This window comes from Rhizobium sp. Leaf384 (assembly GCF_001424065.1).
GTDB lineage: Bacteria > Pseudomonadota > Alphaproteobacteria > Rhizobiales > Rhizobiaceae > Ferranicluibacter.
The window spans coordinates 1,176,112-1,189,326 of the sequence record NZ_LMQE01000001.1 but is presented as its reverse complement, the minus strand read 5'-3'; the positions used below and the strand labels follow the sequence as shown (position 1 = coordinate 1,189,326).

Genomic DNA, 13,215 nt, shown 5'->3' with positions numbered 1-13,215 from the left:
CGCATGCTTTCGATCTTCCAAAAAAGGGTGAACCCCAATGACCAGCATCATGACCAACGGCGCAGCGATGGCTGCGCTGCAGACGCTTCGCACGATCAATACCGCCATGGAAGAAACGCAGGCGCGCGTCTCCTCGGGCTACCGCGTGGAAACGGCGTCCGACAACGCCGCTTACTGGTCGATCGCCACGACCATGCGGTCCGACAACATGGCACTTTCCACGGTCCAGGACGCGCTCGGGCTGGGCGCCGCCAAGGTCGACACGTCCTATTCCGCCATGGACTCCTCGATCCAGGTCATCACGGAGATCCAGTCCAAGCTGGTTGCCGCCAGCGAGCCGGGCGTCGACAAGTCCAAGATCAACAAGGAACTGACCGAGCTGAAGAACCAGCTCGCCGCCGCGGCACAGTCGGCCTCCTTCTCCGGCGAGAACTGGCTCTACAACTCAGGCGCGCCCGCTGTCGGCGTCAAGTCGATCGTCGGATCCTTCAACCGCTCGTCGGACGGGTCCGTTTCCGTGACGACGCTGGATTATGATACGTCGACCTCGATCATGATCGACCTTCAGAACCCGGCGCGTGGCCAGCTGACCAAGGACATCACGGTTGCTCAGCCCGATGGGGCAGGCGGCACCACTCCGGTCGATTACCATCTGATCAATGCACAGGGCGGCACGAATGCATCCGGCGCAGTGATCGAGCTCTCGCAGGCGACGACGCCGCAGCAGATCGCCGGCATGCTGTCCGCCGTGAACACAATCCTGTCCAGCCTGACGGATGCGGCCTCCACGCTCGGCGCCATCACCAAGCGCATCGATCTCCAGGAAGGCTTCGTCGCCAATCTGATCGACGTGATCGACAAGGGCGTCGGCCGCCTTGTGGATGCCGACATGAACGAGGAATCGACCCGCCTCAAGGCGCTGCAGACGCAGCAGCAGCTCGGCGTTCAGTCGCTCTCCATCGCCAACACCAATTCCGAAAACATCCTGCGTCTCTTCCAGCAGTAAGTCGAGACAAGCCTCGTACCTGCCATCGGCAGGGGCGGGGCCGTCATTCGCCGGAGCCGCGGTCATCGGCTTCGGTGGATCGGTTGGACCGCGTTATTGCCCGAACGCGGTCCAACACCCTTCAACCCTCGCACAAGTTTGACCCGCTAGTCTCTTCTCGCAGCCCCGTCTCCGGCGCGCGCCTTTTTCTTGGGCGCTCCCTCGGACAGAAGATCCCGCAGATCGCGGGACGGGTCGCCGGTGCATTCTGTCCTTGCACTGCCGCTTGCAGCCTTCCGGATATCGTTCCGCCTGTCTGCTCAACGAGATGTCCGGGCTCCGCCAGAATGGCACGGGCCCAGAAGGAGACGGTCGGACGTGCCCATGACCCGTTGTTTCGGCCCCGAAAGCCTGTTGTCCCCCGCCCGCAAACCGCTGGTCCTCGATGCGAGACGCGCGATGCCGGAGACGCAACGATGACGGCCCCGCTTTCCCGATATCTCAAGGATTTCAGCACGCCGAAGGTGGACCTGACGCGCGTGCCCAAGACCTATTTTCCGGAGATCGAAGAGCCGATCTCGCGGGACACGCGCCCTCTGGTCAAGGCACCCCCGGAGCCGGTCATCGATATCGAGGCGGAACGGCAGAGCGCCTATGGACGCGGCCGCGAGCATGCCGAAATGGAGATGCGCGCCCGCCATCAGGCCGAGATCGCCGCCCTGCGCGCCGAGCATGAGGCCGAGTGCGAAGCCATCCGCGAGCGGCTGGAAAACCAGGCCGCCGCCATGATCCATCAACGCTTCAGCGAAATCGGCTCTCTGCTTGCCGGCATGATCTGCGAGCAGACCGCCCAGGTTCTTGCGCCGATCCTGCAGGAAACATTGGCCGACAAGGCCGTGGAATCGCTCGCCGCCGCCATCCGCCATTCCATCGATGGCGAAGCCGTGAAGATCACGGTGCGCGGGCCGGCCCGGATGTTCGAGGCGCTCGAGACGCGCCTCTCGGGCACGGAGGTGACCTTCCGGCATGTCGAGACCGACGACATCGACCTCTCCGCCGAATTCGGCGATTCGATCCTGATGACCCGGCTGTCGGCCTGGGCTGACACCGTGCGGAAAGTGATAGCATGAGCGAGAGCAACAGCCATCACGGCAAGAACGAAATCATCATCATCAAGCGGCACGCGGCCGCGCATGGCGGTCATCACGGCGGCGCCTGGAAGATTGCCTATGCCGACTTCATGACCGCCATGATGGCCTTCTTTCTGGTCATGTGGCTCATCAACGCATCCAACCCGAAGACGAAGGCCGCCATTGCCTCCTATTTCAACCCGGTCCAGCTGACGCAGCAGGAACCGTCGGAAAAGGGCGTCAAGCAGCCGGCCAAGGACGCCAAGGGCGAAGAAACGCAGGCGCGGTCCCAGGTCGATGGCAGCCAGCCGAAAAGCGGCGGGTCGGCGAAATCCGGAGAGGACGAGTCTGCGACCTCCGGCGAGGAAACGAAGTATTCCGACGCCGACTTCTTCGAGAATCCCTATTCCGTCCTCTCCGAAATCGCCAACGAGGTCGGACGCGAAGCCAATATCAGCTCCAAGGGCGATGGCGGGGCCTCCACCTCGGGGCCGTCCACCGGCGCCTCCGGCGGCGAAGCCTATCGTGACCCGTTCGATCCGGATTTCTGGGCCAAGCAGGTCGAGCTGGAAAAGGTGAGCAAGGCGGGGTCGACGACCGGCGACAAGTCCGGCAACGGCGCGGCAGAGAATGTCGGAGACGGCAAGAGCGAGGCCAAGGGCGATGCCAAGGTCGCCGCAAACGACCCGGCGACGCCGAACCCCGCGCCCTCTGTGGCCGAAACCAAGGCGGCGACCGAACTCAAACAGGCGATCGAGAAGGAAATCGGGGGCGCAGCCGGCAAGCTTGCCGAAGGTCTTCTGGTAACGCCGACGGAGGGTGGCCTGCTCGTCTCGATCAGCGAGCAGAGCGATACCCCGATGTTCGGCCTCGGCTCCGCCGTTCCACAGCGCGAGACCGTTCTCGCCATGGAAAAGATCGGCAAGCTGCTCTCGGCCCGCCCCGGCGCGATCGCCATCCGCGGTCATACCGACGGGCGGCAGTACAAGTCCGGCGGCTATGACAATTGGCGCCTTTCGTCCGATCGGGCGCAGAGCGCCTATTACATGCTGATCCATGGCGGCCTTGCCGAAGACCGCGTCAGCCAGATCAGCGGCTTTGCCGATCGCCGCCTGCAGGTTCCCAACGATCCGAATGCCGCTGCCAACCGGCGCATCGAGATTCTCATCCAGACAAACCAGGCCGAGCCATGATCAAGGCCCTCCGTTCCCTCGCCATCGGCGCGTGCGCATCGGTCGCCTGGCTGGCGCTGCTGTCGCACGCCCAGGCAGCCGGGGAGAAGGATGAAAATCTTCCGCCCTACAAGATGATCCGCTCGCTCCAGCACGTGCAGGACAGCATCGTCCATGGCGATCTGTCGTCTGCCGACATGCAGCAGTTCATGCTGGGGGCCATCGACAAGCGGCTGATGGCCGCCGATCGCAGTGTCTTTGCCGATCCGCGCAATGTCGATGCGGCCTTGATCTATGCGATGAGCGGCGGCAATCCGAAGACGCTCGCCTATCTCGCCAGCCGCGACATCGACGGCAATTTCGACAACCGCATCACGGACTCTCTTGGCCACTATCTGAACGGCAAGGGCGGTCTGATCGTGGAAACGCTGTCGAAGACGATCGAGGAATACAAGAACGCGCCGATCGGCCCCTACCTCTTCCTGGTCTATGGCAATGCGGTCGCCCAGCAGGATCCGCGCAAGGCCGTGAAGGCATACGACTGGGCCCGTCTGGTCGCGCCGGGCACGAATATCGAGGAGGCCGCGCTCCGGCGGTCGCTGACGATCACCACGCATGCGGGCAAGGTCGACGAGGCATTGCGCTATTCGCTCGCCTATACGCGTCGGTTCATGACATCGCCCTATGCGGGGCAGTTCGCCGATACGTTCGTGGAGCTTGCGGTGGCGAGCTACGGCGATGCGACACGCGACAGGATCGAGGAGATCCTGTCCTTCATGGACAAGCCCCGCCAGCGCGAGGTCTTCCTGCGTCTCGCGCGCAACGCCGCGATTGCAGGGCTGAAGCCCTTGACGAAACTCGCGTCCGAGCGGGCCGCCGCACTGTCAGCACCGGGGGATGCCGAGCCCAACGCCCTCGCGAGCTTCTACTCGAACCTCGTGGATGTCCCGACGACCGGCATTCTCGAGGCCGTCAAGGACATCGAGTCCATTCCCGATGTCGAACTCTCGGCGCGCGACCGCAGCCTGAGGGAAGCCGCGCAGGCGGTCGCGCGGGAGGTCCTGCGTGCGCCTGTTGCGCCCGTGGAAACGCCGGTCGCCAGTTCAGCACAAGCTCACACTGATACACAACCCTTACAGACATTGTCTCCCGAAGCCCTTTCGGGATCCGGCAGCAAGGACAGCCCTTTCGCAGCGCCTGCGGCACCAGCCCCATCGCAGATGGCGGAAAAGCCGGCGGCTGAGACGGCCGCAGCCTCGGAAGCCGCGGCTGCCGACCCGGCGCTGGCGACATTTCTGACGAGCGGAAAGAACAAGCTGGGCGAGATCGACGCTCTGCTTCGGGAGGATAAGTAGGATGAATTCGCTTGATGAAGCGCTGCCGGCAGCCAGGACGGCCCGTGCCAGCGTTTCCACCGTCAAGAACCGGCACGACGATGCCGAAGGTGGCGCCGCTTTTCGCAAGACATTTGCCGATCTGAAGCATGGGCGGGAGGCCGAGGCAGCAACGGACGCGCCTAGCACTCAGGCCGCCGATCCGCTGGAGAGATCCGAGCCCGTGACATCGGCCGAAAACACCGGGATCCGGAAAGAGCCGCGCGCAGGAGCGTCGACCGCAGCGGCCGATGAGAAAAGTGCCCACACCGCTCTCGGAACCGCGCCCGGGTCGCCGGCGAGGCTCTCGGCAACGGCCACGCTGTCCGCCACGCTGGCCCTGAAGGCGATCAAGGCCGACGGCGGTGCGAAGGCAGGCGTCGAGCCCTTGAGCGGTGGCAAGACCGCGGCGGAGCTTGCAGCGCGCGCAAGCGGCCAGATCGTTCTTGAAGGCGTCCCCGAGGGATCACCAGCGGCGGATCCCGCCGCAAGCGTGGATAGCTTGCAGGCGACGCACGCGACCACGCGAGACGGGTCAGCAGCTTCCCATGCCATGCCGTCGATCGCGGTCGATGAGACCCTCCGCCCGTCGAGGTTCCAGCTGCCGGCCGCGGCGCTGTCGGCGGTCCGAGCCGCGGAGGCAAAGTCCGGCGGAATGCCGTCGACCGGGGCCGCGTTGACGGCCACATCGTCGGAAGAGGATGTCGATGCGCCCGCGGCCGTCGATGCGCGGATGCTTCACGAGGCAAAGGTGCAGGGCGCAGAGGAGCGCCCCCTGAAAGAGACGCAACCCGACGCAACGGACCCGGCCGCGATTGCCGCGGCTGCGGCACCGTCGCCGGATGCCGATCTTCGCAGCCTGATGGCCATTCTCGGTCCGGTAAAGGCAGCCACCGCCCAGGATGCACCTGCTCGAGACGAACCCGTGGCCGCCGAGACCGGGACGCGGAGCGCGAAGCTTGCGGGCACCCGGACCAATCTGCCGATGCCGGCCACGGACGCGCCGCCATCGGGCATGCCGACGTCGACCGAAGGCACCGACCAGGTGTTCCGCTTCGCGCGTGCAGATGGCAAGGTCGTGCCGATGACGCTTCGACCGGACGCGGAGCGGACATTGCCCGCAGCGGCGGGCGAGCAGGCCGCTTCCAAGGCTGAGACCGTGACCGTGCTGGACGCCCGGCGCTATCTCGGCATCGCCCCGACGCTCGGCAATGCGCTGCCCATGACGGCGAATGCCCAGGCCGTGGCCGCGGCCATCACCGGCAATGGTGACGCGACGCAGTCGCTGCAAGCCAATACAGGCCTTTCGGGAGCCCAGGGCGGGACCGGCAAGGTCGTGAACACCCTCAAGATCCAGATGCATCCGATCGACCTTGGCCTCGTCACCGCGACGCTGCGGCTTCGCGACGACGAGCTGCAGATCGATCTCCGTGTCCGGACCGGCGAGGCCTACCGCCAGCTGAGCGACGATCAGGACGCGATGATCAAGGCGCTCCGCGCGCAGGGCTTCCAGGTCGATCAGGTCAACGTGATCTTCACGGGCTCCGACAGCGCAGGCGGAAATGACGGCTCCTCCCAGCCGCAAGGCAATCAGCAGCAGCCGTCGCACAACGGACGGGACACCCAGAGCGGCCTTGCGGCCGGCAATGGCGGAGAAGGCCGAAATGGCGCAGGACAGCGGAATGCGGATGACGGGCGGACGAGACAGGATACCCTTCGCGAAGCGTCTGCGACGGCTCAGCCTGGCTCTTCTGACGAGCTTTACTTCTAGCGCTCCGATCTCGGCGGACGCCGCCCCTGGATCCAGTGTCGGGTCGGGTTCGGGCTTGTGCGAGAGACAGATCATCGCCGCAGCGGCCAGATACGGCATCCCCGAGGGCATTCTCTACTCGGTGGGGCTGACCGAGACGGGCCGCAAGGGATCGCTGCAGCCCTATGCCATGAACATCGACGGCAAGGCGGTCTTTGCGTCGAGCGCGGCCGAGGTCCTGCAGCGGTTCGAAGCCGCAAGGGCGGAGGGAGCAAGGCTGATCGACCTCGGCTGCATGCAGATCAATTATCGGTTCCACGGGGAGAATTTCGCGTCGCCCGAGGCCATGCTCGACCCGCGTGCAAACGTCGAATATGCAGCCCGCTTCCTGGCAAACCTGCATGCGCGACACGAGACCTGGACCATGGCCGTCGCCCGGTACCATGCCGGGCCCAACAATGATCCGGCACAGAAGCAATATGTCTGTCGGGTGATCGCCAATCTGGTTGCGACAGGCTACGGAAACTGGACTCCGAACGCTGCGTCCTTTTGTCAATAAGACGCCGACCATGACAACCTATGCGATTTTAAATCCCTCACTTCTTGCAGTGGCTGGGCGAAAATTTTTTGACGGAATTGCGGCGCGTGCAATGGGCTTCATTAACACGCGTTAACCTTTCCACAGGATTTATAGATGCTGTATCGAAATGAACCACTACATATTGATCAAATCGGCTCAAGACCCCGCAGCTAGTACCATTTCTACCCACCAAAACCCTCTAATTGTGACGAGGCGCCACGATTCGTACCAATGACGTATTGGAAAACACCATACTGATTCGGAGCGGACGAATGATCGTAGTGGTTGATGAACGTGAACTTGTAAAAGACGGGTATACTTCTCTCTTCGGACGGGAAGGCGTACCCTCCACCGGGTTTGATCCCAAGGAATTCGGCGACTGGGTTTCCACCGCCGCCGACAGTGATATTGACGCTGTCGAAGCCTTCCTGATCGGTCAGGGTGAACGGGCGATGACCCTTCCCCGAGCCATCCGCGATCGTTCCACGGCACCGGTCATCGCCATCAGCGACACCCCGTCGCTGGAAGCCACGCTTGCCTTCTTCGACTGCGGTGTCGACGATGTCGTGCGCAAGCCGGTCCATCCGCGTGAAATTCTGGCCCGTGCTGCTGCGATCCGCCGCCGCCTGAAGTCCCTCTCGAACTACACCGATATCGGTGCGATCCGCGTCTTCTCCGACGGCCGCGATCCCGAAATCGAAGGCGACACCTTCGCCCTGCCGCGCCGCGAGCGTCGCATCCTGGAATATCTGGTCGCAAACCGCGGCCGTCGCGTCTCCAAGTCGCAGATCTTCAACGCGATCTATGGCATCTTCGACGAGGACGTCGAAGAGAACGTCGTGGAAAGCCACATCAGCAAGCTGCGCAAGAAGCTGCGCAAGAAGCTCGGCTTCGATCCAATCGATAGCAAGCGCTTCCTGGGTTACTGCATCGACTGGAGCTGAGCCTCCACCGTCTGCCCCGGTTTCCAATGGGAGCCATGGGGTCTTTCGAAAGCGAACGACGAGGGTTCGCAATCGGGAGACGCCATGGCTCCCTTTCCGTTTCAAGCTCTTGGTTTCATTAAAAGAAAGTAGACGCAATCTGTCGCTCGACCGCCCGGGCGGACAGCCTGAACAGGTTCACGCAAGGCTTGCTTCCTAGTGTCTGCAGGACGAACGAAACGAGGATCGGACATGAGTCTCTACGGAATGATGCGGACCGGCGGATCCGGCATGAACGCCCAGGCCAACCGCTTGAGCACCGTCGCGGAGAACATCGCGAATGCCAGCACCACCGGCTACAAGCGCAGCTCGACGGAATTCTCCTCGCTGATCCTGCCGACCACGGGTGGCAGCTACAATTCGGGCGGCGTCGAGACGAAGATCCGCCGCAGCATCGACGATGAGGGCGCAACGACCTCCACGACCTCCGGCTCCGACATGCGCATTAAGGGCGAAGGTTTCTTCGTCGTTTCCGATGCTGCTGGTAAGTCCTTCATGACCCGCGCCGGCGCCTTCACCAAGGACGACAAGGGCAATCTGGTCAATGCGGCCGGCTACAGCCTTCAGGGCTATGCCTACGAGAACGGCAAAGCGCCGACCGCCGTTGCGAACGGTTTCGGCGGACTGACGAACATCAATCTCCAGGCAGGCGGCCTCGTGGCGACGGGGACGACGAAGGTCGCTTTCGGCGCCAACCTCGACATGCGGACGGTCGACAATGCTCCCGCAGCAAAAACCTCCATCCAGGTCTTCGACACGCAGGGCAACACGCGGCTCCTCGACATCGCCTATACCAAGACGGCCACCAACACGTGGCGCGCCGATGTGACGGACCGCGCCAGCGGCACGCAGATCGGAACGGCGGCCATGACGTTCGATGACAAGGGCACGCTGACCTCGACGCCGCTGACGCTGACGACGACGTCGCTGCCCGTTGCGGGCGCCACGCTGGAATCGATCGAGATCGACATGTCCAACACGACGCAGCTCGGGGCCACCTTCACGCCGGTGCCCGGGACGAAGAACGGCAATGCGCCGAGCGCCGTCGCCGGCTTCGAGATCGACGACGAAGGCATCGTCTACGTCCGATACGCCAACAACGATCTGGATCCGCGCTACCGCCTCGCGCTCGCATCGGTCCAGAGCATCAACAATCTCGAGCCGCAGGCCGGCAACGTCTATCTGGCGGGTTCCGCGTCCGGCGAAGTGTCGCTCGGCTATGCGGGAACGGGCCAGTTCGGCGGGATCCAGACCAACGCTCTCGAAAGCTCCAACGTCGATATCGCCGACGAACTGACGTCGATGATCGAATCCCAGCGCAGCTACACCGCCAATTCCAAGGTGTTCCAGACAGGTGCAGACCTTCTGGACGTCCTGGTCAACCTCAAGCGCTGATCTAGAAAAGGACGGACTCCGTCATGTCTCTCGCTTCCGCCATCACCACGGCTCAGACGATCTTCAGCAATACGGGCAAGCAGACGGCCGTCGTATCGCAGAACATCGCGAATGTCGGCAATGCCGACTACGCGCGTCGTCTCGCCATGATGGGTGTAGACACCGACGGCCAGCCCTTCCTCAAGGTGCAGCGAGCCCAGAACGAGGCGCTGTTCAAGCAGAACATCGCCAGCATCTCGGACAATTCGGGTCAGTCGAGACTGCTCTACGGCCTGCAGCAGATTCAGTCTGCCTTCGGCGGCGCGGATTATCCGACCGCGCCGGCGACCTACATGACCTCCTTCCGCAGCAGCCTTCAGACGCTTGCCGCGTCTCCGAGCAGCATCACCATTGCCAGATCCGCCGTTTCGGAAGCACGGGACGTTGCAAACTCCCTGAACTCCGCATCGAGGGTCATCGAAGAGGTCAAGGCGACAACGGACAAGGAAATCAGCGAGCAGGTCGGCCAGCTCAACGACTACCTGGCGGCTTTCGAAAAGACCAACAATGCCGTCGTCTCTCTGATCGCGAACGGCAAGGATGCGGGCGACGCGCTCGACAAGCGGGACTCGCTCCTGAAGTCGATCGCCGACATCGTCGGGATCTCGACCACCACCCGCGCCAGCATGGATACCGTCATCTACACGAGCGACGGGAGCGTGCTGTTTGAAACATCAGCACGGAAGGTGGAACTTGTCGGCAAGGACGGCAGCGCGTCTCCGCCGTTTCACGTCGAGGTCGACAGTGAAAAGCTGAAGCCCGGCAAGGGCGGAAACACGACGGCGCAGGGCAGTCTGGCGGCTCTGTTCCAGCTTCGCGACGATGTCGCGCCGATGATGCAGAATCAGCTCGACGAAATCGCGCGCGGACTGATCGTCGCCTTCCGCGAAACCGACCAGACAATCCCCGTGGAGAACCGCGAACCCGGATTGCCGGGACTCTTCCTCGACGGCGACAGCACCGACATGCCGGCATCGGAAAAGATCTCGACCGGGCTCGCCGCACGCATCAAGCTCAACACGGCGATCGAAAACAATCCGATGCTGTTGCGCGATGGCGGGTTCAACAACACGTCGACCTCGACGAACTACACCTACAATACGGCGAATGTCGCGGCCTATACCGGTCGCCTCAACGGCCTTATCGAGGAAATGGGAAAGCCGCAGGCCTTCGACGTAACCGCCGATATCGGCAGCACCGCAACGCTCATGTCGTATTCCTCGAGCTCGATCGGCTGGATCGAGCAGCTGCGCAAGGCGGCAACCTCGGCCGACGAGACCAAGAGCGCCATGCTGGCCCAGACCTCGCAGACACTCAGCAACGAGACCGGTGTCAGTCTCGACGAGGAGCTGTCGCTCATGCTCGACCTCGAGCAGTCCTACAAGGCGTCGGCAAAGCTGATGACCACCGTGGACGAAATGCTCAAATCCCTGCTGGACATGGTGAGATAAGATGAAGACGTCATTCATTTCCAACCTGGCGGTTCAAAACGCCATGCGGCTCAGCGTCCAGCGCGGCCAGCAGGACGTCGTGAAGCTTCAGCAGGAGGCAACGACCGGCATCCACGCCGATCCCGGCGCATCGCTCGGTTCCAGTGCTTCGCGTCTGGTCAGCCTCAAGGATGAGCTGCAGCGTCTGACCAATATCAAGGACACCAATGCTCTCGTGACCCAGCGCCTGTCGACGTCCCAGTTGGCCGTCGAATCCATGCGTAAGGCCGGCGAGGAAATGAACACGACCCTGGTCGGCGCCATGGGCGTGGAAGACATGTCCCGCCTCGGCAACACGAAGACGGCGGTCGTCTCGACATTCAATGCATTCTTCGTTGCGGCGAACTCCCAGTCGAACGGCGAGTACCTCCTGTCGGGTATCAATTCCGACGCCCGTCCGCTGACCCCCTATGCCGAGAACGCGGCAGCCCAGCAGACCTTCAAGGACGCGTTCGAGAGCTACAAGCTGGAAAACAACGGCAATCCGGCCAACAATCCGGTTGCGACCCTCAAGGATCTGACGGGGGCGCAGATGCAGGACTTCATCGATCGCAAGATCGTGCCTCTCTATGTCGGCGACACCAGTGCCGGCGAAAAGGCCGTTCCCGATCAGTGGCGGACGGACTGGTCGAAGGCATCGGACAACAACGTCCAGAGCCGCATTTCCGGCTCCGAGGTCGTGTCGTCGAACACCAATGCCAACGAGGCCGGCGTGCGCAAGATGGTGCTCGCCTCCGTCCTGGCGTCCGAGCTCATCGCGGCGGACCTGACGAGCGAGGCGCGCCTGGTCGCCAATCAGAAGGCACAGAACTACACCCAGCAGGCCATCTCCGGCATGATCAGCATGGGCAGCGATCTGGGCACCTCCGAGGGGCGCGTCACCAAGGCCAACACGCTGCTGGACTCGCAGACGAAGCTGCTCACCACGCACGTCAGCGATCTCGAAGGGGTCGACCCCTATGAGGCCACCACGCGGATGAAGGCCCTGATGACGCAGATCGAGACGTCCTACACACTCACGTCGCGGATGCAGCAGCTGAGCTTGATCAATTTCCTCTGATGCGAAGAGGCTTAGACAAACATGAGGGATGTCTGAATGTATCAGTTTTCGTATGCCGAGATCATGGAGGACGGCGTTGTCGACTCCAAGGATCGTGAGCGACAGGTCCTCGACCGTTCGATAGCGCTGCTCGCATCTGCTGCCCGGCAGAAGGGATACTCGCGAGAGGCGATCGAGGCGGTCTACTACACGCGGCGTCTCTGGATCCGTTTCATCGAGGACCTGCGCGCACCCGACAACCAGCTGGACGAGTCGCTGCGCGCCAACCTCATCTCCATCGCCATCTGGATTTTGAGCGAGACCGAGAAGATCCGCAAACGCGAATCCTCGAACTTCCAGGGCATCATCGACATCACAACCATCATCAGGGATGGACTGAAATGAAAAGCACACTGCGCATCTCGCTGAAGTCGGGCGAACGGATCTTTGTGAATGGCGCCGTTCTGCGGGTCGATCGCAAGGTTGCCGTCGAGTTTCTGAACGATGTCACCTTCCTGCTCGAAAACCACGTCCTCCAGCCGGAGGATGCGACCACCCCGCTGCGTCAGCTCTATTTCATCGCCCAGATGATCCTGATCAATCCGGAAGGTGCCGAGCAGTCGACGATCATGTTCCGCAAGTCGATCGTCATGCTGCTCAACTGCTTCAAGAACGACGAGATCCTGTCGGAGCTGAAGCGCATCGACGCTCTCGTCATGCAGGGACGCGCCTTCGACGCCCTGAAGGCGATCCGTGGCCTCTATCCGATCGAGGACAAGATCCTCAACGCACAGGAGATGGCACCCGCCATGATCGAACATATCCGCAAGGAGATCGCACCATGGCGTTAGGCAGTCTGATTGGCGCGACAGCCGCCCCGAGCCCGACCAGCACTCCGAATACGACGGCCAAGGATGCAGCCAGTGCGTCCAGCAAGGCCAATCTCAACTATGACAGCTTTCTGAAGCTGCTCGTCGCCCAGATGAAGAATCAGGATCCGACGCAGCCGATGGACAGCACGCAGCAGATCGCCCAGCTGGCGACCTTCTCGCAGGTCGAGCAGACCATCCAGACCAACACCAATCTGGAAAGCCTGCTGCAGCGCACCTCGCTCTCGGAAGCCAATGCCGTCATCGGCAAGACGGTGACGAGCGCGGACGGCAAGACGACCGGCGTCGTCAAGGAGGTCACGCTCTATTCCGACGGAATCGTGGCGCTCCTCGAAAACGGAAGCAAGCTTGCCATCGGTCCCGGCGTTTCGGTAAAGTAAACGTCTCGG

The 13,215-nt window shown here is 62.6% G+C and carries 13 protein-coding genes; all 13 read left to right on the top strand.

Annotation, left to right across the window (positions count from 1 at the left end; all coding sequences use genetic code 11):
• Nucleotides 1-37 precede the first annotated feature (37 nt).
• The 13 genes from ASG25_RS05435 to flgD all read left to right on the top strand — a co-directional run bounded on the left by ASG25_RS05435 (nucleotide 38) and on the right by flgD (nucleotide 13,206).
• Nucleotides 38-1,006 (top strand): flagellin, encoded by a 969-nt coding sequence (locus ASG25_RS05435; protein WP_062470275.1) that lies wholly within the window; start codon nucleotides 38-40, stop codon nucleotides 1,004-1,006.
• Between the two features lie 455 nt (nucleotides 1,007-1,461).
• Entirely contained in the window at nucleotides 1,462-2,115 is a 654-nt protein-coding gene (locus ASG25_RS05430; RefSeq protein WP_062470272.1) for a hypothetical protein, read from the top strand.
• Nucleotides 2,112-3,308: a flagellar motor protein MotB gene (locus ASG25_RS05425; protein ID WP_062470269.1), complete on the top strand. Its 1,197-nt coding sequence runs from the start codon at nucleotides 2,112-2,114 to the stop codon at nucleotides 3,306-3,308. Before ASG25_RS05430 ends, ASG25_RS05425 begins: the two co-directional genes overlap by 4 nt.
• Nucleotides 3,305-4,642, top strand: a complete 1,338-nt coding sequence (gene motC / locus ASG25_RS05420) for a chemotaxis protein MotC (protein ID WP_062470265.1) — start codon at nucleotides 3,305-3,307, stop codon at nucleotides 4,640-4,642. Before ASG25_RS05425 ends, motC begins: the two co-directional genes overlap by 4 nt.
• A gap of 1 nt (nucleotide 4,643) precedes the next feature.
• Nucleotides 4,644-6,431 carry a flagellar hook-length control protein FliK gene (locus ASG25_RS05415; RefSeq protein WP_062470262.1) on the top strand — a complete coding sequence of 596 codons (1,788 nt, stop codon included), beginning with the start codon at nucleotides 4,644-4,646 and terminating at the stop codon, nucleotides 6,429-6,431.
• Entirely contained in the window at nucleotides 6,349-6,969 is a 621-nt protein-coding gene (locus ASG25_RS05410) for a transglycosylase SLT domain-containing protein (protein ID WP_082475588.1), read from the top strand. Before ASG25_RS05415 ends, ASG25_RS05410 begins: the two co-directional genes overlap by 83 nt.
• 293 nt (nucleotides 6,970-7,262) lie before the next feature.
• Nucleotides 7,263-7,934, top strand: a complete 672-nt coding sequence (locus tag ASG25_RS05405) for a winged helix-turn-helix domain-containing protein (protein WP_062470258.1) — start codon at nucleotides 7,263-7,265, stop codon at nucleotides 7,932-7,934.
• 231 nt (nucleotides 7,935-8,165) lie between these two features.
• Nucleotides 8,166-9,368, top strand: coding sequence for a flagellar hook protein FlgE (locus ASG25_RS05400; protein WP_062470255.1), 1,203 nt, complete (start codon nucleotides 8,166-8,168; stop codon nucleotides 9,366-9,368).
• 23 nt (nucleotides 9,369-9,391) lie between these two features.
• Entirely contained in the window at nucleotides 9,392-10,858 is a 1,467-nt protein-coding gene (flgK, locus tag ASG25_RS05395; protein ID WP_062470252.1) for a flagellar hook-associated protein FlgK, read from the top strand.
• Between the two features lies 1 nt (nucleotide 10,859).
• Nucleotides 10,860-11,957 (top strand): flagellar hook-associated family protein, encoded by a 1,098-nt coding sequence (locus ASG25_RS05390; RefSeq protein WP_062470249.1) that lies wholly within the window; start codon nucleotides 10,860-10,862, stop codon nucleotides 11,955-11,957.
• A gap of 36 nt (nucleotides 11,958-11,993) precedes the next feature.
• Nucleotides 11,994-12,341 (top strand): flagellar biosynthesis regulator FlaF, encoded by a 348-nt coding sequence (gene flaF, locus ASG25_RS05385; RefSeq protein WP_062470246.1) that lies wholly within the window; start codon nucleotides 11,994-11,996, stop codon nucleotides 12,339-12,341.
• Complete coding sequence (gene flbT, locus ASG25_RS05380) at nucleotides 12,338-12,787, top strand: flagellar biosynthesis repressor FlbT (RefSeq protein WP_062470241.1); 450 nt, start codon at nucleotides 12,338-12,340, stop codon at nucleotides 12,785-12,787. Before flaF ends, flbT begins: the two co-directional genes overlap by 4 nt.
• A complete protein-coding gene (flgD, locus tag ASG25_RS05375) occupies nucleotides 12,778-13,206 on the top strand; it encodes a flagellar hook assembly protein FlgD (RefSeq protein WP_062470238.1) in 429 nt (142 codons plus the stop codon). Before flbT ends, flgD begins: the two co-directional genes overlap by 10 nt.
• Nucleotides 13,207-13,215 lie beyond the last annotated feature (9 nt).